This is a genomic window from Pseudomonas laurylsulfatiphila, from assembly GCF_002934665.1.
GTDB classification, from domain to species: Bacteria; Pseudomonadota; Gammaproteobacteria; order Pseudomonadales; family Pseudomonadaceae; genus Aquipseudomonas; species Aquipseudomonas laurylsulfatiphila.
In genome coordinates, this window is record NZ_NIRS01000001.1 from 848,843 (window position 1) to 872,520 (window position 23,678).

27 protein-coding genes are annotated in these 23,678 nt (G+C 60.7%); 15 read left to right on the plus strand and 12 right to left on the minus strand.

Annotated features, from left to right (window positions below; genetic code table 11):
• Nucleotides 1–57: 57 nt before the first annotated feature.
• The gene (locus CD175_RS03970; protein WP_104447760.1) at nt 58–591 is read right to left on the minus strand and encodes a cysteine hydrolase family protein; all 534 of its coding nucleotides are present in this window, start codon (nt 589–591) and stop codon (nt 58–60) included.
• 69 nt (nt 592–660) lie between these two features.
• On the minus strand, nt 661–2,388 hold the full coding sequence (gene ggt / locus CD175_RS03975; protein WP_102699181.1) for a gamma-glutamyltransferase: 1,728 nt from the start codon (nt 2,386–2,388) through the stop codon (nt 661–663).
• A 138-nt stretch (nt 2,389–2,526) separates the two neighbouring features.
• Between ggt and CD175_RS03980 the strand changes: the two genes are divergently transcribed.
• Complete coding sequence (locus CD175_RS03980) at nt 2,527–3,039, plus strand: methylated-DNA--[protein]-cysteine S-methyltransferase (protein WP_104447761.1); 513 nt, start codon at nt 2,527–2,529, stop codon at nt 3,037–3,039.
• Between the two features lie 89 nt (nt 3,040–3,128).
• On the opposite strand, the gene CD175_RS03985 is transcribed toward CD175_RS03980, so the two are convergent.
• Together CD175_RS03985 and CD175_RS03990 are read right to left on the minus strand one after the other, a co-directional pair.
• Complete coding sequence (locus tag CD175_RS03985) at nt 3,129–3,722, minus strand: NUDIX domain-containing protein (protein WP_104447762.1); 594 nt, start codon at nt 3,720–3,722, stop codon at nt 3,129–3,131.
• A 57-nt stretch (nt 3,723–3,779) separates the two neighbouring features.
• Nucleotides 3,780–4,217: a hemerythrin domain-containing protein gene (locus CD175_RS03990; RefSeq protein ID WP_104447763.1), complete on the minus strand. Its 438-nt coding sequence runs from the start codon at nt 4,215–4,217 to the stop codon at nt 3,780–3,782.
• A gap of 145 nt (nt 4,218–4,362) precedes the next feature.
• Here CD175_RS03990 and CD175_RS03995 point away from each other — a divergent pair, with 145 nt between their 5' ends.
• Nucleotides 4,363–4,785, plus strand: a complete 423-nt coding sequence (locus CD175_RS03995) for a GNAT family N-acetyltransferase (RefSeq protein ID WP_104447764.1) — start codon at nt 4,363–4,365, stop codon at nt 4,783–4,785.
• An 85-nt stretch (nt 4,786–4,870) separates the two neighbouring features.
• Here the strand turns inward: CD175_RS03995 and CD175_RS04000 are convergent, their stop codons facing one another.
• Nucleotides 4,871–5,221, minus strand: a complete 351-nt coding sequence (locus tag CD175_RS04000; protein WP_104447765.1) for a hypothetical protein — start codon at nt 5,219–5,221, stop codon at nt 4,871–4,873.
• Between the two features lie 148 nt (nt 5,222–5,369).
• Here CD175_RS04000 and CD175_RS04010 point away from each other — a divergent pair, with 148 nt between their 5' ends.
• The 9 genes from CD175_RS04010 (at nt 5,370) to CD175_RS04050 (ending at nt 10,357) form a co-directional block, all read left to right on the plus strand.
• Complete coding sequence (locus CD175_RS04010; protein ID WP_057714184.1) at nt 5,370–5,618, plus strand: hypothetical protein; 249 nt, start codon at nt 5,370–5,372, stop codon at nt 5,616–5,618.
• A gap of 20 nt (nt 5,619–5,638) precedes the next feature.
• The gene (locus tag CD175_RS04015; protein ID WP_007977062.1) at nt 5,639–5,968 is read left to right on the plus strand and encodes a DUF6388 family protein; all 330 of its coding nucleotides are present in this window, start codon (nt 5,639–5,641) and stop codon (nt 5,966–5,968) included.
• A gap of 25 nt (nt 5,969–5,993) precedes the next feature.
• The gene (locus CD175_RS04020) at nt 5,994–6,698 is read left to right on the plus strand and encodes a YoaK family protein (RefSeq protein WP_104447766.1); all 705 of its coding nucleotides are present in this window, start codon (nt 5,994–5,996) and stop codon (nt 6,696–6,698) included.
• 186 nt (nt 6,699–6,884) lie between these two features.
• Nucleotides 6,885–7,277, plus strand: a complete 393-nt coding sequence (gene tusD, locus CD175_RS04025; protein ID WP_007977064.1) for a sulfurtransferase complex subunit TusD — start codon at nt 6,885–6,887, stop codon at nt 7,275–7,277.
• 1 nt (nt 7,278) lies between these two features.
• Nucleotides 7,279–7,641, plus strand: a complete 363-nt coding sequence (tusC, locus tag CD175_RS04030) for a sulfurtransferase complex subunit TusC (RefSeq protein WP_104447767.1) — start codon at nt 7,279–7,281, stop codon at nt 7,639–7,641.
• A complete protein-coding gene (tusB, locus tag CD175_RS04035) occupies nt 7,641–7,934 on the plus strand; it encodes a sulfurtransferase complex subunit TusB (RefSeq protein ID WP_104447768.1) in 294 nt (97 codons plus the stop codon). The genes tusC and tusB overlap by 1 nt, the downstream gene beginning before the upstream one ends.
• Entirely contained in the window at nt 7,931–8,266 is a 336-nt protein-coding gene (locus tag CD175_RS04040; protein ID WP_104447769.1) for a TusE/DsrC/DsvC family sulfur relay protein, read from the plus strand. Before tusB ends, CD175_RS04040 begins: the two co-directional genes overlap by 4 nt.
• Entirely contained in the window at nt 8,263–9,264 is a 1,002-nt protein-coding gene (locus CD175_RS04045) for a glycosyl transferase family protein (protein ID WP_104447770.1), read from the plus strand. Before CD175_RS04040 ends, CD175_RS04045 begins: the two co-directional genes overlap by 4 nt.
• 91 nt (nt 9,265–9,355) lie before the next feature.
• A complete protein-coding gene (locus tag CD175_RS04050; RefSeq protein ID WP_104447771.1) occupies nt 9,356–10,357 on the plus strand; it encodes a glutathione S-transferase family protein in 1,002 nt (333 codons plus the stop codon).
• Between the two features lie 103 nt (nt 10,358–10,460).
• Here the strand turns inward: CD175_RS04050 and cysG are convergent, their stop codons facing one another.
• The 6 genes from cysG to CD175_RS04080 form a co-directional block, all read right to left on the minus strand.
• The gene (gene cysG / locus CD175_RS04055) at nt 10,461–11,855 is read right to left on the minus strand and encodes a siroheme synthase CysG (protein ID WP_104447772.1); all 1,395 of its coding nucleotides are present in this window, start codon (nt 11,853–11,855) and stop codon (nt 10,461–10,463) included.
• Nucleotides 11,856–13,136 carry a serine--tRNA ligase gene (gene serS, locus CD175_RS04060; RefSeq protein WP_104447773.1) on the minus strand — a complete coding sequence of 427 codons (1,281 nt, stop codon included), beginning with the start codon at nt 13,134–13,136 and terminating at the stop codon, nt 11,856–11,858.
• Nucleotides 13,137–13,152: 16 nt separating this feature from the next.
• Nucleotides 13,153–13,527, minus strand: coding sequence for a fluoride efflux transporter CrcB (gene crcB, locus CD175_RS04065; RefSeq protein WP_102673993.1), 375 nt, complete (start codon nt 13,525–13,527; stop codon nt 13,153–13,155).
• Entirely contained in the window at nt 13,527–14,849 is a 1,323-nt protein-coding gene (locus CD175_RS04070; RefSeq protein ID WP_015094400.1) for a replication-associated recombination protein A, read from the minus strand. Before CD175_RS04070 ends, crcB begins: the two co-directional genes overlap by 1 nt.
• A 148-nt stretch (nt 14,850–14,997) precedes the next feature.
• Nucleotides 14,998–15,621 (minus strand): outer membrane lipoprotein periplasmic chaperone LolA, encoded by a 624-nt coding sequence (gene lolA, locus CD175_RS04075; RefSeq protein ID WP_104447774.1) that lies wholly within the window; start codon nt 15,619–15,621, stop codon nt 14,998–15,000.
• Between the two features lie 66 nt (nt 15,622–15,687).
• Complete coding sequence (locus CD175_RS04080) at nt 15,688–18,099, minus strand: DNA translocase FtsK (RefSeq protein WP_015094398.1); 2,412 nt, start codon at nt 18,097–18,099, stop codon at nt 15,688–15,690.
• Nucleotides 18,100–18,392: 293 nt separating this feature from the next.
• On the opposite strand from CD175_RS04080, the gene trxB reads away from it, so the two are divergent.
• The 4 genes from trxB (at nt 18,393) to infA (ending at nt 21,190) form a co-directional block, all read left to right on the plus strand.
• Nucleotides 18,393–19,352, plus strand: a complete 960-nt coding sequence (trxB, locus tag CD175_RS04085) for a thioredoxin-disulfide reductase (RefSeq protein WP_104447775.1) — start codon at nt 18,393–18,395, stop codon at nt 19,350–19,352.
• Nucleotides 19,353–19,414: 62 nt separating this feature from the next.
• A complete protein-coding gene (gene aat, locus CD175_RS04090) occupies nt 19,415–20,095 on the plus strand; it encodes a leucyl/phenylalanyl-tRNA--protein transferase (RefSeq protein WP_095966494.1) in 681 nt (226 codons plus the stop codon).
• A 57-nt stretch (nt 20,096–20,152) separates the two neighbouring features.
• A complete protein-coding gene (locus CD175_RS04095; protein ID WP_104447776.1) occupies nt 20,153–20,860 on the plus strand; it encodes an arginyltransferase in 708 nt (235 codons plus the stop codon).
• A 111-nt stretch (nt 20,861–20,971) separates the two neighbouring features.
• Nucleotides 20,972–21,190: a translation initiation factor IF-1 gene (gene infA, locus CD175_RS04100; RefSeq protein WP_002553999.1), complete on the plus strand. Its 219-nt coding sequence runs from the start codon at nt 20,972–20,974 to the stop codon at nt 21,188–21,190.
• Nucleotides 21,191–21,401: 211 nt separating this feature from the next.
• Here the strand turns inward: infA and clpA are convergent, their stop codons facing one another.
• Nucleotides 21,402–23,672, minus strand: a complete 2,271-nt coding sequence (clpA, locus tag CD175_RS04105; protein WP_007972069.1) for an ATP-dependent Clp protease ATP-binding subunit ClpA — start codon at nt 23,670–23,672, stop codon at nt 21,402–21,404.
• Nucleotides 23,673–23,678: the final 6 nt, after the last annotated feature.

The window sequence follows — 23,678 nt, forward strand, 5'->3', positions numbered from 1 at the left end:
TGAATGTGCTGGCCTCATCGCGGGCAAGCCCGCTCCCACAGGGGAAATGTGGTGGTTTCAGAAATGGATGTCCTTGGCCAGGATCACATCGATCCGCGCCACGGAACCGGTCAGGCGCTTCAGGTCCTTGTTGTGTTCGGCGATGATGTCTTCGGCGGTCTGGTTGCCGTTGTCGACGGTGGAATGTGCGTCGCGCGCCAGCACCACGTCATAGCCCAGTTTCAGGGCCTGACGCACGGTGGCATTGATGCAGTAATCGGTTTGCAAGCCGCAGATGACCAGGCGCTCGAACTCCTGCTCCGGCAACAGTTTTTGCAGGTTGGTCTTGTAGAACGAATCCGGGGTGGTCTTGCGCACGCGATGATCTGTGGGCAAGGTTTGCAGCCCTTCGGCCAGTTGCCAACCGGCAGCCTTATGCGTCAGCGGGCTGCCCACTTCTTCGTGCTGGATCAGCACCACGGTCACGCCGGCCTTGCGCGCCCGGGCAGACAGGTCATTGATGGTGTCGATGACCCGTCCAATCTCGAAGCACTCGTACTCACCGGAACACAAGGCCTGCTGGACGTCGATGATTAACAACGCAGTGGTCATGATTTCCTTCCTTGAACGGTCGATGGTTCAGGGGACGAACATAAGCCCGTCCCCCTCCGGACACAACCCTCAGTAACCCAGCGACAACCCGGTGTTACGCCGTGGGTCGTTCGCCCCGTAGAAACGGTTCTTGCCCACTGGTTTGCCACCCAGGGACGGCGCGCCGACCAGGATCGCCGCCAGGTGGTTGGCGTCCTGTGGACCGGCAAACTTGTGCCCCCAGCTTTCGAGGATCTTCACCGTGTCCGGGCTGGTGGTGAAGGCTTCGAGGTTGGTTTCCTCCGGCAGCCACTGCTGGTGGAAACGCGGTGCATCCACCGCTTCCTGGATGTTCATCCCGTAGTCGATCACGTTGAGCATGGTCAGCAAGGTCGCGGTGATGATGCGGCTGCCACCCGGGGTGCCGACCACCATCACCACTTTGCCGTCCTTGGTGACGATGGTCGGGCTCATGGACGACAGCGGCGCCTTGCCAGGTGCGATGGCGTTGGCCTCGCCCTGCACCAGGCCGTACATGTTCGGCACACCGATTTTCGAGGTGAAATCGTCCATTTCATCGTTGAGGATGACCCCGGTCTTGCTCGCCATCACGCCCGCGCCGAACCAGTCGTTGAGGGTGTAGGTCACCGACACCGCGTTGCCCCACTTGTCGACGATGGAGTAATGCGTGGTGTTGTTGCCTTCATGGGGCGCTACGCCAGGCTTGAGCTCACTCGATACCGCGGCTTTTTGTGGCTTGATCGCTTCGCGAAGCTTGGTCGCGTAGTTTTTATCCAGCAGGTGAGCAATCGGGTTCTTCACGAAATCCGGGTCGCCCAGGTAGCTGTTGCGGTCCACATAGGCGTGGCGCATCGCTTCGATCTGATAGTGCATGCCCTGGGCCGAGTGATAGCCCAGATCCTTCATCGGATAGCCTTCGAGGATGTTCATGATCTCGCAGATCACCACGCCGCCGGAGCTCGGTGGCGGTGCCGAGACCACGTGGTAGCCACGGTAGTCGCACTCGATGGGCGCCAGTTCGCGGGTCTTGTATTTGTCGAGGTCGGCCTGGGTGATGATGCCCTTGTTGGCCTGGCTGGAAGTGACGATGGCGTCCGCCACCCAGCCCTTATAGAAGCCGTCGGCGCCTTTCTCGGAGATTTCCCGCAGGGTTTTGCTCAGGTCCTTTTGCACCAGCTTCTGCCCGACCTGCATCGGCTCGCCGTTGCTGAGGAAGATCGAGCCGGAATCCTTGATGTCCTTCTTGAACATGTCGGTGGCGTAGTCCAGCAGATCGACATCCCCCTGCTCCAGCACGAAACCGTCTTCGGCCAGCTTGATGGCCGGGGCGATGATTTCCTTGCGCGGCTTGGTGCCGTACTTGGACAGCGCCAGTTCCATGCCCGAAACGGTGCCCGGCACACCCACGGCCAGGTGGCCACGAGTACTCAGATCGGGAACGACGTTGCCGTCCTTGTCCAGGTACATGTTGGCGGTGGCGGCCAGCGGCGCTTTTTCACGGAAGTCGAGGAAGGTCTTGCGCCCATCCGCCAACTGAATGGTCATGAAACCACCGCCACCGAGGTTGCCTGCCGCCGGGTACACCACCGCCAGCGCATAGCCGACCGCGACCGCTGCGTCGACGGCGTTGCCGCCGTTCTTGAGCACATCCACGCCCACATGGCTGGCCAGATGCTGGGCGGTGACCACCATGCCGTTTTCCCCCGTCGCCGGGGCCACGGAGGCGGCGTGAGCAGTCAGGCAGCTGAGAGCCAATGAGGTCGCAATCAGCGATTTGGCAAAAGGTTCGTACTTCATGAGTCGGTCTCTTCTTGTTATTAACCAGGGGGGAACGCTTCAAAAGCAGTGAGCAAGTATGGTCGGGATTACGTATTGCGCCTCCTCATCGACACAGTATCCTTAACGCTTGTTCAGCCATTTCCCGCGAGCCCTGGCATGACCTATACCTGCATCACCGTGGTTTCCCCGGTCGGCCAGTTGAAGCTGGTGGCGAACGGTTCGCGACTGGCAGCCATCCTCTGGGAAAACGACAAACCCGGGCGGGTGCGCCTCGGCCCGATGAGCGAGGCGCCGGACAATCCGATCCTGGTGCGCACCGCCGCGCAGCTACGCGAATATTTTTCCGGCACCCGCGATCGCTTCGAACTGGAACTGGACTTTGCCGGCACGGAATTTCAGAAAAAGGTCTGGGCGGCGCTGCTGACCATCCCGTTCGGCGAGACCCGCAGCTACAGCCAGATCGCCGAACAGATCGGCAACCCGGCGGCGGTCAGGGCGGTGGGTGCGGCGAATGGCAAGAACCCGATTTCGATCGTGGCGCCGTGTCACCGGGTGATTGGTGCGTCGGGCAAGCTCACCGGGTTTGCCGGTGGGCTTGAGGCGAAGGCGTTGTTGCTCACACTTGAAGGCGGGCAAACGCCAGGCACCGCGCGCCTGCCCGGCTTTTAACCTTGTAGGAGCTGCCGCAGGCTGCGATCTTTTGATCTTGCATTGAAAAGATCAAAAGATCGCAGCCTGCGGCAGCTCCTACGGGGAGATCAGGATTGATTGAAGAGATTTTTCATCGCCGCATACTGCAGCAACATGATGGTCTTGGCGTCGCAGATTTCGCCACGGTAGAACGCTTCGAGTGCGTCGTCGAACGCCCACTCCAGCACTTCCAGCTCTTCGGTTTCCGACTCAAGCCCGCCACCGTCGCTGACTTTCGACCTGGCGTCGTATTCGGCAATGAAGAAGTGCAGTTTTTCCGTCACCGAACCGGGGCTCATGTACGCTTCGAACACCTTCTGCACATGGTGCACGCGGTAACCCGTCTCCTCCTCCGCTTCATCGCGGATGCGGTCTTCAGGCGCCGCGCCTTCCAGCAGTCCCGCCGCCACCTCGATCAACAGCCCGTCGTGACCGTTGACGAACACCGGCAGGCGAAACTGGCGGGTCAGTACCACGGTTTTCTTTTCGCGGTTGTACAACAGAATCGCCGCGCCGTTGCCACGGTCGTAGACCTCTCGCGTCTGGCGTTGCCACTCGCCGTTGTTGCGTTGGTAATCGAAGGTGATTTTCTTCAGCAGGTACCAGTCGTGGGACAACACCTGGGACTCCAGGATGTTGACCCGCTCGGCCGTGTTCGACATGACAACGCGTCCTGTTATTTGTCAGAGAGTGCACATGTTAGGTGAAAACCTGCCTCCTCAAGCAAGCTGCGCCTTGTACTCCTTCTCGTATTGCCCGGCCAACGACTCTTTCTGTTTGTCGTCGAGCAGCTTGCCGGCCATCTGGAAGAACTTCTGCTCTTCTTCCTCGAGGTGGTGATGCACCTTCTCCGAGAGCTTCTTCGCGGTCGCCAGCCAGGCCGGGCTGGACATTTCGGTGTCATCCAGCGCCTCCATCATTTCGTCCATTTCGTGATGCTCGGCGATGCCATGACGGCTGAGGTCGACCCCGTTGTCGAACTTCATCAGCGGAATGTAGAAATGCCGCTCTTCGGCCGTCGCGTGAGCCTGCAATTCTGACTTGAGTTGCTTGTACGCCTCGACCCGCTCAGGCGTATCGCCGCTGGTACGGATCAGCGCCTTGGCATAGGTCCGTTGGCGTTCGTGGCTTTCGCGCAAGGCTTCAAAAATGTTCACGGGGCGTTGTCCTCATCAGCGGCGTCAGGAGTGACGCGTCTTAAGGAATGACAGCTGTGCGTTGGCGACGGTTCAACTTTCCCGGGGATGGAACAATCGCTGCAACCGGGATAGGCTGCGGCTTCACTGCCATAAGGATATAGCCATGAACCTGCGTATCGAACGCAAGCACAACCCCAGTACCGAAGAGCGCGAGGCGATCCTCGTGCCGTTGCGCGCCTACAACACCTCGAAGTCTGCAAGCCCGCCACCGGAACATATCGCATTGCTGATACGCGACGACAACGACGAAATCGTCGGCGGCGTTTACGCCCGGTTGTTTTATCAGTGGTTGTTCATAGACTTGCTGGCGGTGCCGGAACAGGCCCGGGGACAAGGCATGGGCACCAAGTTGATGCAGATGGCCGAAGACCTTGCGCGCGAAAAGGAATGCGTCGGTCTGTGGCTGGAAACCTTCGAATTCCAGGCGCCGGAGTTCTACAAGAAATGCGGCTACAGCGAGATCGGGCACATTGCCGATTACCCGCCGGGGCACAAGCACTTCTTCTTCCAGAAGCGCCTGAGCTAAAAGATCGCAGCCTGCGGCAGCTCCTACAGGTTTCGCGCCCTCTGTAGGAGCTGCCGCAGGCTGCGATCTTTTGATCCTGATTTGCCTACAGGCAAGTCGCCAACGCCGCCAAGCGGCGCTTGGCCACGAAATCATCCTTCTGTGCGTAGAAGCTCAGCACCGTGCCCGACGCATCGGTGGTCACGTCGACGAAGAACTCCGCCGAACGGGTATAAACGGTCGTGCCGCCCTTCTCGCCAGGCTGCAGATAGGCGGCGGCATCAACGCCGAACACAGCCTCGTCCTGCCAGGAAAACTGCACGCACTGGGCGACGTCCTTTCCCGGTTTTTCCGAGTTCAGGGTTTTGTACGGGGCCTTGGTGCGGGCGTCGTTCATCGCCGAGCTGGCGCACCCGGCCAGCAACGTCACAGCCAGCGCCACCATCAGAATTCGCATTGCATTCACTCATCGGGAAAAAGCGGACTTTATCACCCCGGCAGCCCGTATCGTTCTGCTTTACTGCATTTATACCGCGACAGCGCACAACGATTCGCGCACCCTGTCGCGCCAATAACGCCCCATCGCACCCCTGACTGGAAATCTGATGACACCTAATGCCGAGTTCTACAAACCGAGCACTGAATATGCCGACAAGCTGATCAGCCAGATCGGTCAGACGCCGTCCTGGATCGCCAAGCGAATCGGCGTCACCGACAAGCGGATTCGCTACATCCTCGACGGCGAAAGAACCGTCAAAGGCGAAACCACGCCGATCCAGATGACCTACACCGAGCAGTTTGCCCTCGAATGCCTGGCAGCAGCGGCCAAGGCCAGCAAGAAGCAACCCTCGTAATCCGTTCTCAAGGAGCGACCATGGCGGCAACCGAACAGCAACATGAACAGGCACTGAAGCGGTTTCTCGACGAACGCCCCGAGTTGCGCCACGACCTCGACAACCTCAACCCGTTGCAGGCCCAGGCCAAGGGTGAAACCCCGGCGCAGTACCGCGACGAACGCTTGCACGAAGCCTTCGAAGCCGAGGCAGAACGGCAAGGATTGTTCGCCTGGGAGCTGACGCTGCAACTGACGGCGGCTACGGCCGAAGACTACGAAGCGCAGCGCCTGGAAGTGCACCGGGAAGTCGCGGAAATGGCCGGTATGGACTGGCTGGAGTATTGCGAGTTGAATGGGTTAAAACCCTAAGCACTGTTCAAGGATGCCGTCGCCAATGCTGCCCAACACCGCCAGGACCCACGCCAGCCCCGGTCACTTGCACACGCAGAAATGGCGCGGGCGCATAGGCCTGAGCCTGGTGGCCATGCTTTCGGTACTCGCGGGCATGACCGACGCCATCGGCTTCATGGCCAGCGGCGACTTCGTCTCGTTCATGAGCGGCAATACCACCCGGATGGCTGTCGCCATCAGCGCTGGCGACCTTGGCTTGACCCTGCGCCTGGTGATACTCGTCGCCACCTTCATCGTCGGCAACGCGCTGGGCATTATCGTCAGCCGCCTGGGTCGCCGTCGGGCCCTGCCGCTGCTGTTGTCCATCGCCACCCTGCTGTGCGCCGCCGCAGCCTGGCCTTATGAGGCGCAACTGCCGGCCCTGCTGGCGGCGATCATCGCAATGGGCATGCTCAACGCCGCGGTGGAAGAAGTGAACGGCCTGCCGGTAGGCCTGACTTACGTCACCGGTGCCCTGTCGCGTTTCGGCCGCGGACTGGGACGCTATATGCTCGGCGAGCGCCGTAACGGCTGGCGCGTGCAACTGATCCCCTGGACCGGCATGTTCGCTGGCGCGGTACTCGGTGCCGTGCTGGAACATCACCTGGGACTCAAGGCGTTGTTTGCCAGTGGCCTGCTGGCTGCCGCGCTCGGGTTGTTGTCGCTGAAGATCCCGCGACGCTGGCAGTTGGGGTACATGCCGCGCTAACACCTCAATCCCCTGTAGGAGCTGTCGCAGGCTGCGATCTTTTGACTTTGATTTTTTAAAAACAAGATCAAAAGATCGCAGCCTGCGGCAGCTCCTACAGGGGGGTTGCGGGTATATGGCAGGTTACTTTGGCCGCCCCGCCGATAAAGCATTATCATGGCCGCAGTTTCGCTGATCGAGTCTGTCATGAAGTTCGCCATCGCCGTGTTTTCCGCCGCCCACGCGCCCTCCTCGCGCCGCGCCCTGCTGTTCGCCCAAGCGGCGCTGGCCGGCGGGCATGAGATTGTCCGGCTGTTTTTCTATCAGGACGGTGTCTACAACGCGTCCGCCAGTGTGGTCACGCCCCAGGATGAAGCGGACTTGCCCAAGCAATGGCGCGCCTTTGTCAGCGACCATCAACTCGATGGCGTGGTGTGCATCGCCGCCGCCCTGCGGCGTGGTGTCTTGAATGAGGAAGAGGCCCGGCGCTATCAGCGCGAGGCCGTTGCCGTCGGTGCGCCGTGGGAATTGTCCGGCCTCGGCCAATTGCATGACGCGGCGCAGGATGCCGACCGCCTGATCTGTTTCGGAGGCGCATGACATGGCCAAATCCATATTGATCATCAGCCGCCAGTCGCCATGGTCCGGCCCGGGCGCGCGGGAAGCGCTGGATATCGTGCTGGCCGGCGGCGCCTTCGATCTGCCGATTGGCCTGTTGTTTCTCGATGACGGCGTGTTCCAGCTGGCCGCCAGCCAGAACGCCAGGACCTTGCAACAGAAAGACCTGAGCGCCAACCTGCAAGCCCTGCCGCTGTTCGGTGTCGAGGAACTGTTTGCCTGTGGCGACAGCATCACCCGGCGCGGCCTCGACCCGAGCGGCCTGGCGCTGGAAGAAGCCCGGGTGTTGGCCGCCCACGAAATCACCGCCCTCATTGACCGCTACGACCAGGTGATCACCCTCTGATGTCGACTTTGCATGTGTTGTCTCATTCCCCGTTCGGCGACGAACGCCTGACCAGTTGCCTGCGCGTGATCGGCGCCAACGACGGATTGCTGCTGTCCGGCGATGCCGCCTATGCGTTGCAGCCAGGCACCGCGCCGTTCACGGCACTCAGCACCCAGGGCCTGAAACTGTTCGTCCTGGCCGAAGATGCCCAGGCCCGTGCGCTGGTGGTTCCGGACTGGGCCCAGGCGATCGATTACCCGGCCTTCGTCGAACTGTCGATTCACTATGACAAGGTCAACAGTTGGCTATGAATGCATTGACGGTCGGCGCCCGCGCCATCGAGCTGGACAAGGACGGTTTCCTGGTCGAACTGAATGACTGGTCTGCCGATGTGGCCAGTGCCCTGGCAGCTGCCGAAGACATCGAGCTGACGCCCGAGCACTGGGAAGTCCTCGACCTGCTGCGCAGTTTCTACGCCGAGTTCCAGCTGTCACCGGCCACGCGCCCGTTGATCAAGTACACCGCATTGAAACTCGGCCCGGAAAAAGGCAACAGCCTGCACCTGAACCGACTGTTCAAAGGCACCCCCGCCAAACTCGCCGCGAAGCTGGCGGGCCTGCCCAAACCGACGAATTGCTTATGACCGATTACCCTGCACTGACCCTCGAAACGCCCGCCGAGCATCCGTTCGCCCAGTTCGTGCGGATCCTTGGCAAAGGCAAGCGCGGCGCCCGTGACCTGACCCGGATCGAAGCCCGCGAAGCCATGGGCATGGTGCTCGATGAAAAGATCGAGGAAACCCAGCTCGGCGCATTCCTGATGCTGTTGCGGCACAAGGAAGAAAGCGCCGAGGAAATGGCCGGGTTCACCGAAGCCTTGCGCGAACGCCTGAACCCTCCGGCACTGGCGGTTGACCTGGACTGGCCGACCTACGCCGGCAAGAAGCGGCACTTGCCGTGGTACCTGTTGGCAGCCAAATGCCTGGCGCAAAACGGCGTGCGGATTTTCATGCATGGCGGCGGCGCCCACACCGCCGGTCGCCTGTACAGCGAGCAACTGCTGGGTGAATTGAACATCCCACTGTGCCGCAACTGGCAACAGGTCGACTCGGCGCTGGATAACGGCGGTTTGGCCTTCATGCCACTGGTGGACTGGGCACCGCAGCTGCAACGGATGATCGACCTGCGCAACACCCTCGGCCTGCGCTCGCCGATCCACTCGCTGGCGCGGATTCTCAATCCGCTGGGCGCGCGTTGCGGCCTGCAGAGCATTTTCCACCCCGGCTATCAGGCTGTGCATCGCGATGCCAGCGGCTTGCTCGGCGATACCGCGATCGTGATCAAGGGCGATGGCGGCGAGATCGAGATCAACCCGGACGCCGACAGCCACCTGTACGGCACTACTGGAGGCGAGAGTTGGGACGAGGAATGGCCGCAGTTGTCGGCGCAGCGTCATGTCAAACCTGCCTCGCTCGACCCCGAGCATTTGAAAGCGGTGTGGCGTGGCGAGGTGGTCGACAGCTACCCGCAAATGGCCTTGATCTCGACCATGGCCCTGGCCCTGCGTGGACTCGGCCAGAGCCGCGACCAGGCCTTTGAAACCGCCGGGCAATACTGGGCCGCGCGCAACAAATCGATTTAACCGATCATTCGCGCCCGATCTTTGCGCTTTTTGTTCGAACCCATGGGAATAGACTCGACTCCAACGATTATTGGCTTCTGGAGTCTTGAACATGGGTTTGTTAGTCGATGGCCGCTGGCAGGACAAGTGGTACGAAAGCAGCAAGGACGGCGCGTTCCAGCGTGAACAGGCGCAACGTCGGCACTGGCTGACCGCAGACGGCAAACCGGGACCGACCGGCGTCGGCGGTTTTGCGGCAGAACCCGGTCGCTATCACCTGTACGTGTCCCTGGCTTGTCCGTGGGCCCATCGCACCCTGATCCTGCGCAAACTCAAAGGCCTCGAAAGCCTGATCGACGTTTCGGTGGTCAGTTGGCTGATGCTGGAAAACGGCTGGACCTTCGACATAACCCTCGGCTCCACCGGCGACAAGCTCGATCACTTCGACTTCATGCACCAGCGCTACACCGCCGATACCGCTGACTACACCGGCCGCGTCACCGTGCCGGTGCTGTGGGACAAACAGCACAAACGCATCGTCAACAATGAATCATCGGAAATCATCCGCATGTTCAACGGTGCCTTCGATGATCTGACCGGTAACGACCTGGACTTCTACCCGGCGCCGCTGCGCGGTGAGATCGATGCGTTGAACGAGCGGATTTATCCCGCGGTGAACAATGGCGTGTACCGTGCCGGGTTTGCCACGTCGCAACAGGCTTACGAAGAGGCCTTCGATGAGGTGTTTGCCGAACTGGATCGCCTGGAGCTGCTGCTGGACGCCAACCGCTATCTGGCAGGCGAATACCTGACCGAAGCGGACATCCGCCTGTTCACCACGCTGATTCGCTTCGATGCGGTGTACTACGGGCACTTCAAGTGCAATCTGCGGCGGATTGCGGATTATCCGAATCTGTCGAACTGGCTGCGGGAGATCTATCAGTGGCCGGGGATTGCCGAGACGGTGGATTTTGAACACATCAAGCACCACTACTACGCCAGCCATCGCACCATCAACCCGACGGGTGTGGTGCCCAAGGGGCCGGCGCAGGACTTTACCGTGGCGCATGACCGGGAGCGGTTGAGCGGCAAAGGGGTTTGGGAAAAGAGCTAAAAGCAAAAGATCGCAGCCTTCGGCAGCTCCTACAGGGTGTACACCATACCCGTGTAGGAGCTGCCGAAGGCTGCGATCTTTTTTGCAACAGCCAACGCAGAAATCAGACCTGACCCTGAGCCCCTTCGAACCACGCCAGTTTCTCGCGCAGTTGCACCACTTCACCGACGATCACCAGCGTCGGCGCATGCACTTCATGCTCCGCCACCAATCGTGGCAAGTCGGCCAGGGTTCCGGTGAAGACCCGCTGATTGACCGTGGTGCCCTGCTGGATCAACGCCGCCGGAGTATCAGCACCGCGACCGTGCTTGATCAGTTGCTCGCAGATGATCGGCAAGCCTACCAGCCCCATGTAGAACACCAGCGTCTGCGCTGGCGCGACCAGATCGGCCCACGGCAAATCGGTTGAGCCGTCCTTCAGGTGCCCGGTGACAAAGCGTACCGATTGCGCGTAATCGCGGTGGGTCAGCGGAATCCCGGCATAGGCCGCGCAACCACTGGCCGCCGTGATCCCCGGCACGACCTGGAACGGGATGCCATGGGCCGCCAGTTCTTCGATCTCTTCACCGCCACGACCGAAGATGAACGGATCGCCGCCCTTCAGTCGCACCACACGCTTGCCCTGTTTGGCCAGGTCCACCAATTGCTGGTTGATCTGATCCTGCGGCACCGCGTGATCGGCACGGCGCTTGCCAACGTAAATACGTTCGGCGTCGCGGCGGCACAGTTCCAGAATCGCCGGTGCCACCAGACGGTCGTACAGCACCACGTCGGCTTGCTGCATCAGACGCAGTGCTTTGAACGTCAGCAGATCGGGATCACCTGGCCCTGCGCCCACCAGATAGACCTCACCGGTCGCCACGGGAGCTTCACCATCGATTTTCGCCTGGAGCAATCGCTCGGCTTCAGCGCCCTGCCCGGCCAGTTGCCGATCGGCAACCGGGCCCTGGAAAACATCTTCCCAGAATGCCCGACGCTGCTGCACATCCGGAAACAGGCCTTTGACCTGATGGCGAAAACGCGCCGCCAGACCGGCCAGTTGACCGTAGGTGGAAGGAATCCAGGTTTCGATCTTGGCGCGGATCAAGCGTGCCAGCACCGGCGCATCGCCACCGCTGGACACGGCAATGATCAATGGGGAGCGGTCGACGATGGCCGGGAAGATCACGCTGCACAGGGCCGGCGCGTCCACCACGTTGACCGGCACACAACGCCGATGGGCATCGGCGGAGACTTGTGCGTTCAGCGCTTCGTCGTCGGTGGCGGCAATGATCAGCCCGCAACCGTCCAGATCCGCCTCGGAGTAGCCACGCAACAGGCACTCGCCACCGCTGCCGGCAACCAGTTCGCGCAGTTGTGCTTCGATTTCAGGTGCAACCACCCGCAGCTGCGCACCGGCATCGGCCAGCAGGCGGGATTTGCGCAAGGCAATTTCCCCCCCACCGACGACCAACACACGACTGCCGCGAAGGTTGTGAAACAGCGGCAGATATTTCATTTAGCCGATGACCTCAAGGCCACCCATGTACGGCTTGAGAACCTCGGGTACACGGATCGAACCGTCGGCCTGCTGATAGTTCTCCAGCACCGCCACCAGGGTGCGGCCCACTGCCAGGCCGGAGCCGTTCAGGGTGTGTACCAGTTCCGGCTTGCCGGTTTCCGGGTTGCGGAAGCGCGCCTGCATGCGGCGGGCCTGGAAGTCACCACAGTTGGAGCACGACGAGATTTCGCGGTACTTGTCCTGGCTCGGGATCCACACTTCCAGGTCGTAGGTCTTGACCGCGCTGAAGCCCATGTCGCCGGTGCACAGCGCCAGGGTGCGGTAAGGCAGTTCCAGCAGTTGCAGGACTTTCTCGGCGTTGGCAGTCAGGCCTTCCAGCGCTTCCATCGATTTCGACGGCTCGACGATCTGCACCATTTCAACCTTGTCGAACTGGTGCTGACGGATCATGCCGCGGGTGTCGCGGCCCGAAGCGCCGGCTTCGCTGCGGAAGCACGGCGTGTGGGCGACGAACTTGATCGGCAGCAGTTTCGAATCGACGATTTCGCCGGCGACGATGTTGGTCAACGACACTTCGGCAGTCGGGATCAGGTACAGGTCGGCCTCGCCTTCGCGGGCGATCTTGAACAGGTCTTCCTCGAACTTCGGCAGTTGGCCGGTGCCTTGCAGCGCCGGGGCCTGGACCAGGTAAGGCGTGTAGGCCTCTTCGTAGCCGTGCTCGGTGACGTGCAGGTTGATCATGAACTGCGCCAGGGCGCGGTGCAGACGGGCGATCGGGCCGCGCAGCAAGGCGAAACGGGCACCGGACAGCTTGGCGGCGGTTTCGAAGTCCAGCCAGCCGAACTTCTCGCCCAGAGCCACGTGGTCCTGAACCGGGAAATCGAAGGCAGTCGGGGTGCCCCAACGGCGCACTTCGACGTTGCCTTCTTCGTCTTCGCCGACCGGCACGGATTCGTGTGGCAGGTTGGGAATGCCCAGCAGGATCGAGTCCAGTTCGGTCTGGATCGCGTCCAGTTCGACTTTACCGGCGCTCAATTCGCCCGCCATGCGCTCGACGTCCGCCATCAGCGGCGCGATGTCTTCGCCGCGCTGCTTGGCCTGACCGATGGATTTGGAACGCGCGTTACGCTCAGCCTGCAGTGCTTCGGTGCGGGTCTGGACGGTCTTGCGCTGTTCTTCCAGCGCTTCGATGCGCGCAACATCCAGCACAAAGCCACGGGATGCCAGGCGGTCCGCTACGTCCTGAAGGTTGCTACGTAACAGTTTGGAATCGAGCATGTCGGTTTCTCGTTTATCAAAGTTTGGTCAAGGACAGGCCGGCCCAGGTGGCAAGCAGCCCGCCGAATACGCTGAGCGCCGCATAGCCCAGGGCCAGCGGCACTTGCCCGCTTTCCAGCAGGCGCACCGTATCCAGTGAAAAGGATGAAAAAGTCGTCAGCCCCCCGAGGAAGCCGACCATCAACCCGGCGCGCACCTCGATGGGCACCTCCGGGCGTATCAAAAACAGACCGTATAGAACGCCGATCAGCAAACAGCCCACGATATTAACGGCCAGCGTCGCGGTATAGAAGTGCCGCGGCCAATTCGCGTTGATCCAGTTACCCGTGGCAAAGCGCAACAGCGTGCCGGCCATCCCGCCAGCGGAAACCGCAACGATCAAGGGAAGCACTATTTTCTCCGCTGCCGGGGGCTTAAACGGTCGAGTTTTGCCAGGTGGTTGAGTTTTTCGCCGATCTTCAACTCCAGGCCACGGGGCACGGGCTGATAGAACGGAATCGGGTCGAGTTCTTCGGGGAAATAGTCTTCCCCGGCAGCGTAAGCATCAGGTTCATCGTGGGCATAGCGGTATTCGTCGCCATAGCCCAATTGCTTCATCAGTTTGGTCGGCGCGTTGCGCAGGTGCAGCGGCACTTCCAGCGAACCGTGTTCGGCGGCCGCGCGCAATGCAGTCTTGAAGCCCATGTACACCGCGTTGCTTTTCGGCGCGCAGGCTAGATAGGTGATGGCCTGGGCCACCGCCAGTTCGCCTTCGGGGCTGCCAAGACGCTCCTGCACTTCCCACGCCGCCAGGCACAGGCTCAGGGCGCGCGGGTCGGCGTTGCCGATGTCTTCGCTGGCCATACGCACCACACGCCGGGCAAGGTACAGCGGGTCGCAACCGCCGTCGATCATGCGCGCGAACCAGTACAGCGCGCCGTCAGGGTTGGAGCCGCGCACCGATTTGTGCAGCGCGGATATCTGGTCGTAGAACGCTTCGCCACCCTTGTCGAAGCGTCGACGGGTGTCGCCGAGCAGGCTTTGCAGGAGCTCGGTACCGATCTCGCTGTTGTCTTCGGCCAGGTCCGAGGCGTTCTCCAGCAGGTTGAGCAGGCGTCGACCATCGCCGTCCGCGGCCGACAGCAGCATCTGGAAGCCTTCATCGCTGAGGGTCAGGTTGCGCTTGCCCAGGCCCCGCTCTTCGGTCAGCGCACGCTGCACCAGCTTGCGCAGGGCCGCTTCGTCGAGGCTTTTCAGCACATAGACACGCGCCCGCGACAGCAAGGCGTTGTTGAGTTCGAACGAAGGGTTTTCCGTGGTCGCGCCGATGAAAATCAGCGTGCCGTCCTCGACATAAGGCAGGAACGCGTCCTGCTGGGACTTGTTGAAACGATGCACTTCGTCGACGAACAGAATGGTGCGGCGGCCGTACTGCGCGGCCTGCTGCTTGGCGATTTCCACCGCCTGCCGGATCTCCTTGACCCCGGCCAGCACCGCCGAGACCGTTTCGAAGTGTGCATCCGAGACTTCCGCGAGCAATCGCGCCAGGGTGGTTTTGCCCACGCCCGGCGGCCCCCAGAAAATCATCGAATGCAGGGCACCCTGCTCCAGCGCTTCGCGCAAGGGCTTGCCGCGAGCGAGCACGTGTTCCTGACCGACGTACTCGTCCAGATTGGCCGCGCGCAGGCGAGCAGCCAGGGGCTGGGCGATGGGGGTGCTGCGAAACAGGTCCATGACTATCTACAAAACCTCACTGGTTCTCTATCCCCTGTAGGAGCGAGTCTGCTCGCGATGGACGTTAACGATAACGCTGGCAGCCTGACACCCAGTGGTGTCCTTGAGTCCATCGCGAGCAGGCTCGCTCCTACAAGGGTTCTGCGTTTTATTCCTGGATTACATCGGCACCCTTGGGGATGTCGAACTTGAACTTGGACGCCGGGATCGGCTCGTTGGCCTTCACCCCGGTGAACAGGATATTGGTGCGCTGACCCACGCTGTCGATCAACTGCATGTCGTTGACCAGACCATTGCGGAACGACAGGCGCAGGCTGTCGAACAGGGTGTCCTTGGTCTTCGGCTTCAAGGTGAAGTCGATCACGCCGCCGGCTTCCTTGGCGCTGATGTCGAAGCTCTGGCTGATTTTGGACACGTCACCGGACAGCAGCAAGGCCGGCGTCTGGGTCAGGCGCTGGTCGAGGTTCTTGATGGTGGCCTGTTCCAGGTCCGGGTCCCACAGGGTGACCTTCTTGCCATCGGACACCATGGTCTGTTCGGCCGGTGCATCGGTGTGCCAGTAGAACAGGCCCGGACGCTGCAGGGACATCTCGCCGGCGGTTTCCTGCAACTGGGTGCCGGTGCCATCAAGGGTCAGTTGCGAGAAACGCGCTGTCAGGGTCTGGGATTTTTCCAGCAGTTGGGTCAGGCGTGCCACATCCTTGTCATCGGCGTTAGCCTGGAGCGTGGTCAAAGCCAGTACCGGCAGCAACAGCATGCGGATCAGACGCATGGGAGTCCTCATAACATTCGTGGGAGTGCGAGCGGCGCCAAAGGGCGCCACCCTTTCAAATTCGGGTCAGTCGCGCACCGGGCCAGGGGCCAGGACTTCACGCGAACCGTTGGTGTTCATGGACGTCACGACCCCGGCCATTTCCATGGCTTCGATCATGCGCGCGGCGCGGTTGTAGCCGATCTTGAGCTTGCGCTGAACCGCGGAAATGGAGGCGCGACGGCTTTCCAGCACGAACTGGACCGCTTCGTCGTACAGCGCGTCGGCCTCGGGATCGTCACCGTCGCCGCCCCCGCTGCTGCCTTCGAAGCCGCTGCCCGCCTCTTCGACGCCATTGAGGATGTCGTCGTTGTATTCCGGCGCGCCCCGTAGCTTCCAGGCCTCCACCACGCGGTGAACCTCATCGTCGGACACGAAGGCACCGTGGACACGAATCGGCAGACTGGTGCCCGGCGGCATGTACAGCATGTCACCGTGGCCCAGCAGTTGCTCGGCACCGCCCTGGTCGATGATGGTCCGCGAGTCGATCTTGCTCGATACCTGGAACGCCATGCGGGTCGGGATGTTGGCCTTGATCAGACCGGTGATCACGTCCACCGACGGACGCTGGGTCGCGAGGATCAAGTGGATACCGGCCGCACGCGCCTTCTGGGCGATACGGGCGATCAGCTCTTCAACCTTCTTGCCGACGATCATCATCATGTCGGCGAATTCGTCGACCACCACCACGATGGTCGGCAGCTTTTGCAGGAGCGGCGCTTCGTCGTGGATGCTTTCGCGCTTGTACAGCGGATCGCTCAACGGCTCGCCGGCGTCCTGGGCTTCCTTGACCTTGGCGTTGAAGCCCGACAGGTTTCGCACGCCCATCTTGGCCATCAGCTTGTAGCGTCGCTCCATCTCGGCAACGCTCCAGCGCAGGGCGTTGGCGGCGTCCTTCATGTCGGTGACCACCGGGCACAGCAGGTGCGGAATGCCCTCGTAGATCGACAGTTCCAACATTTTCGGGTCGATCATGATCAGCTTGGCGTCTTCCGGGCCGGACTTGAACAGGATCGACAGGATCATCGCGTTCACACCCACCGACTTACCGGAACCGGTGGTACCGGCCACCAGCAGGTGTGGCATCTTCGCCAGGTCGGTGATGACCGGCTTGCCGCCGATGTCGTGGCCCAGGGCCAGGGTGACCGGGGATTTGAAGTTGTCGTACTCGGGGGTCGACAACACCTCGGAGAAACGCACGATCTGCCGGTCTTCGTTGGGAATCTCGATACCGACCGTGGTCTTGCCCGGAATCACTTCCACCACGCGCACGCTGGTCACGGCCAGGGAACGGGCCAGGTCTTTGGCCAGGTTGGCGATGCGGCTGACCTTGACGCCGGCGGCGGGCTGGATTTCGTAACGGGTAATCACCGGACCCGGGTGGATCGAGTCCACGGTCACTTCGACGCCGAACTCCTTGAGCTTGATTTCCAGCAGGTGGCCGACCGCCGCCAGGGATTCGGGCGAGTAATTGAGCTGTTTCTTTTCCGCGGGATCGAGAATCGAGATCGGCGGCAAGGTGCCTTCCACGGCGCTGTCGACGAACAGGGGCGCCTGCTTCTCTTTTTCGACGCGTTTGCTCGGCGCGGCCGGTTTTGGCGGCGCGGGTGCAATCACCGGCGGCACCTGCTTCTCACGCTCGGACATGTGCTTGCTCAGGGCCTGCTCACGCTCGATCAAACGCTCCTTGACCTTGGCCTGCTCGCGCTTGTCGGTGACGGTCGGCGCTACCACTTCATCCATACGGTCATCGACTTCACGCAATTGGGCGACCAGTTGTTTGCGCTCGGTACGGGCCGCCCACCAGCGATTGGCCGCGCCCTGGAACAGTTCGAACAGGTCGAGGGTGATCTTGCCGGTGATGTCCATCACCTTGAACCACGACAGGTCGGTAAACACCGTCAGGCCGAACAGGAACAACGCGATGAACAGCAGCGTACTGCCCTGGATATTCAGGGCGTTCCTCGCCAGTTCGCCGAGGCTTTCACCCAGCGCACCGCCCGCACCGGCCGGCAGACCGGTCGCGGCATGGAAATGGATATGGGCCAGCGCGGCACCCGACAGCACCAGGAACACCAGGCCGATCAGGCGCCAGGAGAACAGCCAGCCGCTCCACTGCCACGGTTCGTGACGCTGGCGGAAGATCTGGTACGCCTTGACCGCCAGCAGCAACGGAAAGATGTAGGCGAAGTAACCCAGCACCATGAACAGGATATCGGCACTGTAGGAGCCCGCGGGCCCGCCGAAATTCTGCACGTCGTCGATCTTGCTGTTATGGCTCCAGCCCGGATCATCCTTGCCATAGGTCAGCAAGGCCATCATCAGGAACAGGCACAGGGCACCGATGGCAATCAGCGCACCTTCCTTTAGTCGGTAGTGCAAGTGCTGGCGCCAGAGCGGAACGACGGCTGGTTTAGGTGCTGCGGTGGATTTCTTCAAAACGCTACTTTTCCTGCGCCAATGGCGCGTCCATCTGTTGAATGTCTAAAAAACTGCCCAATCCAGGCAGGTAAAAAGTTAACACACGTAACCGGGACTACTTTTAACACTGCGTCCCGGTTTTTATAAACACGGTGCGCACTGAATATATGTAACACGCAGGGCATTGTACGGGTTTGTACGCACGACGCCATGCTTGAGACCCTTGGGTGTAGCATAGTCAACAGCACATGACATGCTATTCAATTTGAGCATGCATTGTCTTTTGTGACAAAGGCTTATGAGGTGTTTTTATGAGCGAAGCGAAGCATTCCCGCCTGATTATCCTGGGCTCCGGTCCTGCCGGTTACAGCGCAGCCGTTTATGCCGCCCGCGCCAACCTCAAGCCCGTTGTCATTACCGGCATACAGGCAGGTGGCCAGCTCACCACCACCGTCGAAGTCGATAACTGGCCAGGCGACGTCGAAGGCCTGACCGGCCCGGTCCTGATGGAGCGCATGCAAAAACACGCCGAGCGTTTTGCCACCGAGATCGTTTACGACCACATCCATACCGCCAAGTTGCAACAACGGCCGTTCGAACTGATCGGCGATGGCGGCACCTACACCTGCGACGCCCTGATTATTGCCACCGGCGCCTCCGCACAATACCTGGGCCTGCCGTCGGAGGAAGCCTTTGCCGGCAAAGGGGTGTCGGCGTGCGCGACCTGTGACGGGTTCTTCTATCGCAACCAGGTGGTCGCGGTGGTCGGCGGTGGCAACACAGCGGTCGAAGAAGCCTTGTACCTGTCGAACATCGCCAGGGAAGTGCACCTGATCCATCGACGCGACAAACTGCGCTCGGAGAAAATCCTCCAGGACAAACTCTTCGAAAAAGCCGCCAACGGCAATATCCGGCTGCATTGGAACCAGAATCTGGACGAAGTGCTCGGCGATGCCAGTGGCGTGACCGGCGCCCGCCTGCGGGACAGCCAAACGGGTGAAACCAGAGAGCTGCCGCTGGCCGGGGTGTTTATCGCCATCGGCCACAAACCCAACACCGACCTGTTCATCGGGCAACTGGAAATGCGCGACGGGTATCTGCTGGTCAAGGGCGGCAGCGAAGGCGATGCTACCGCCACGGCGATTGCAGGTGTGTTTGCCGCCGGCGACGTGGCCGATCATGTTTATCGCCAGGCCGTTACGTCTGCCGGGGCCGGTTGCATGGCGGCGCTGGACGCCGAAAAATACCTCGACGACATTCCTGCCGTTTGAAGGCAAACTTTATGTCGGGCCAACGCCCGCCACTGCCCTCCCCTTCTGCAGGCCTGGATGCCATGCTGACTTGGTTACAACGCAACACCTTGCATTTCCCACCGCTGGAAAAGGCCATGCGCGACCCCAACGGGCTGCTGGCTGCCGGTGGCGACCTGTCCGCCGATCGGCTGATCTCGGCTTATCGCCACGGCTGCTTCCCATGGTTTTCCGAAGGCCAGCCGATTCTCTGGTGGTCGCCGGACCCGCGCACGGTTCTGTTTCCCGACGAATTGCACGTCTCGCGCAGCCTGAACAAACTGCTGCGCCAGCAACGCTATCAAGTGACCTTCGACCAGGACTTCGCCGCCGTCATTCGCGCGTGTGCGGCCCCCCGGGATTACGCCGACGGCACCTGGATCACCGAAGCAATGCAAGAGGCCTACATCGAGTTGCACAGGCGGGGTCACGCGCACTCGGTGGAAGTGTGGGACGGGGACGAACTGGTCGGCGGTCTGTATGGCCTGGCGATGGGCCGGTTATTTTTTGGCGAGTCCATGTTCAGCCGCGCTGACAACGCCTCTAAATTCGGCTTTGCCACCCTGGTCCGGCATCTGAAAGACTCGGGTTTTGTACTGATCGATTGCCAGATGCCCACCGATCATCTGCATAGTTTGGGAGCCCGGGCCATCCCGCGCCGTGAGTTTGCCAGCTATCTGGCCGGATATCTGGACCAACCCAACCATGCCACCTGGGTTTGCTGAGCGACATTTGCGCGCGTGGCTTACACTTATTCAAAAGCATTATCCCGAGGGTTGATCATGACCGAGTTGGCGCGTTTGAAGTTCTATGCCACTCAGCCGCACTCTTGCAGTTATCTGCCCGATGAGCAGGCCACAACCCTGTTCCTCGACCCTAGCCAGCCCATGGATGTGCATGTCTATGCAGACCTGTCGGAGATGGGGTTTCGTCGCAGTGGCGATCATCTCTACCGGCCGCATTGCCAGAATTGCAATGCCTGCGTTCCGGCGCGCATTCCCGTGGGGCCGTTCACGCCCAACCGGCAACAGAAACGCATCTTCAAGCGCAACACGGACTTGCAGGTGCGTCCGGCCAAGCCCCGCTTCAACGAAGAGTACTTCGAGCTTTACCAGCGCTACATCGAACAGCGTCACGCCGATGGCGACATGTACCCGCCCAGTCGCGACCAGTTTTCGACCTTCCTGGTGCGGGACCTGCCGTTTTCACGGTTTTATGAGTTCCGCCTGAACGGCCAACTGCTGGCCGTCGCCGTCACCGATTTGCTGCCGAACGGTATTTCGGCGGTCTACACCTTCTACGAACCGGCCGAAGAGCGTCGCAGCCTTGGGCGTTATGCAATCCTGTGGCAAATCGCCGAGGCCAAGCGACTGGGGCTGGAAGCGGTCTACCTTGGCTACTGGATCAAAAACTGCAAAAAAATGAATTACAAGACTCAATATCGCCCTATTGAGTTGCTGATTAATCAGCGCTGGGTGGTTCTAAACTAGAGCCGGCCCTAAAACCCTTGGCTTAAACCCCACTTTTCGGGCACAATGCACGCCGCTTTTGCCTGGCGCAGTTGCACCGGGCCATTCATTGGACACCGAGGGCTTTACTGCATGTCGAAAGAAGACAGCTTCGAAATGGAAGGCACTGTCGTCGACACCCTGCCCAACACCATGTTTCGTGTGGAGTTGGAAAATGGGCACGTCGTAACCGCGCACATCTCCGGCAAGATGCGCAAGAACTACATCCGTATTCTTACCGGCGACAAAGTGCGCGTAGAGCTGACTCCCTATGACTTGAGCAAAGGGCGCATCACTTACCGCGCCCGTTAATCAGGTCAATACAAAACGCCCGGCTTATGCCGGGCGTTTTTGTTTGTGCGGGATTTGCTCGCCGCCGATCCCTGTAGGAGCTGCCGAAGGCTGCGATCTTTTGACTTTGATTTTTTAAAAACAAGATCAAAAGATCGCAGCCTTCGGCAGCTCCTACAGGGATAACAAAAAGGCGCCTTTCGGCGCCTTTTTGCTTTGTTGCGGTTTAACGTCAGGCCATCTCGGCCGTGGTCTCGAACTCGAAGGTCAGCTCGCCATCCTTGATGTCGATGTGTACCACACCGCCATGTTCGGCCAGTTCGCCAAAGAGAATCTCCTCCGCCAGTGGACGCTTGATCTTGTCCTGGATCAGGCGAGCCATTGGGCGAGCACCCATCGCTGCGTCGTAGCCACCTTCGGCCAGCCAGCTGCGGGCCGCATCAGTGACTTCCAGCAACACTCGTTTGTCTTCCAGCTGCGCCTGAAGCTCGGTAAGGAACTTGTCCACCACGCTCTTGATGACCTCATGGCTGAGGCGACCAAACTGGATAATGGTGTCCAGACGGTTGCGGAATTCCGGCGTGAAGCTCTTCTTGATCACTTCCATCGCATCGGACGAATGGTCCTGGAAGGTGAAACCGATCGAAGCACGAGCAGCTGTCTCGGCACCGGCGTTGGTCGTCATGATGACGATCACGTTACGGAAATCCGCCTTGCGCCCGTTGTTATCGGTCAAGGTACCGTGGTCCATGACCTGCAGCAGCAGGTTGAAGACTTCCGGATGCGCTTTCTCGATCTCATCGAGCAACAGCACGCAGTGTGGCTGCTTGGTGATGGCTTCGGTCAGCAGACCGCCCTGGTCGAACCCGACATAGCCCGGAGGCGCACCGATCAGACGCGATACGGTGTGGCGCTCCATGTACTCGGACATGTCGAAGCGAATCAGCTCGACCCCCAGTGCCTTGGCCAACTGACGCGCCGCTTCGGTTTTACCGACACCGGTAGGCCCTGCGAACAGGAACGAACCGACAGGCTTGTCAGGGGACTTGAGGCCGGCACGGGACAACTTGATCGCGGTTGCCAGCGAGTCGATCGCGGCATCCTGACCAAACACGGTCAACTTCAGGTCACGCTCGAGGTTACGCAGCAATTCCTTGTCGGAGCTGGTGACGTGTTTTGGCGGAATCCGCGCGATTTTCGCGACGATATCTTCGACCTGAGGCACTTCGATGCGTTTAACACGCATCTCGACCGGTTGCAGGCGCTGGTAGGCACCCGCTTCGTCGATCACATCGATCGCCTTGTCCGGCATGTGCCGGTCATTGATGTAACGCGAAGCCAGTTCGGCAGCCGCGCGCAGGGCTTCATCGCTGTATTCGATATTGTGATGGCTTTCGAAACGCCCCTTCAGGCCGCGCAGAATGCCAATGGTGTCTTCCACCGAAGGCTCCGACACATCGACCTTCTGGAAACGCCGGGCCAAGGCACGGTCCTTCTCGAAGATGCCGCGGAATTCCTGGAAGGTGGTCGATCCGATGCAACGGATATCACCCGAAGACAGCAGCGGCTTGAGCAGGTTCGAGGCATCCATGACGCCACCGGACGCAGCACCCGCACCAATGATGGTGTGGATCTCGTCGATGAACAGGATCGCCTGCGGCCGTTTTTTCAGCTCATTGAGCAACGCCTTGAAGCGCTTCTCGAAATCGCCACGGTACTTGGTACCGGCCAGCAGGGCACCCAGGTCTAGGGAGTAAACCACGCTGTTGGCCAGCAGGTCCGGCACCTGGTTGTCGACAATGCGCTTGGCCAGGCCTTCGGCAATCGCAGTTTTACCCACGCCCGCCTCGCCCACCAGCAGCGGGTTGTTTTTGCGCCGACGCGCCAGGATCTGTGCGACACGCTCGACTTCCAGCTCACGCCCCACCAACGGATCGATACGACCCTGGCGCGCGAGTTCGTTGAGGTTGCTGGCATAAGCATCCAGGGGATTGCCCGAGGAAGAAGACTCACCACCCTCATCGTCCTGCATATCTTGCTCACCTTCAGAGTGATCGCCATGCCCCGGCACCTTGGAAATGCCATGGGCGATGTAGTTGACGACATCTATGCGGGCAACGCTCTGCTGTTTCAGCAGGAACACCGCCTGACTCTCTTGCTCACTGAAGATCGCGACCAGCACGTTGGCACCAGTCACTTCGCGTTTGCCCGAGCTCTGTACGTGAAACACAGCACGTTGCAGGACACGCTGGAAGCCCAGGGTTGGCTGGGTTTCGCGATCCTCGTCATGCACGGGGATCAATGGCGTGGTGGAGTCGATGAACTCCTGCAGGTCATGCTTGAGTTTGTCGAGGTTTGCGCCGCACGCACGCAGAACGGTGGCGGCAGCCTCATTGTCCAATAGGGCCAGCAGGAGGTGTTCGACGGTCATGAACTCATGACGCTTCGAACGGGCCTCCTTGAAGGCAAGATTGAGGGTGACTTCGAGCTCGCGGTTTAACATAGCTTC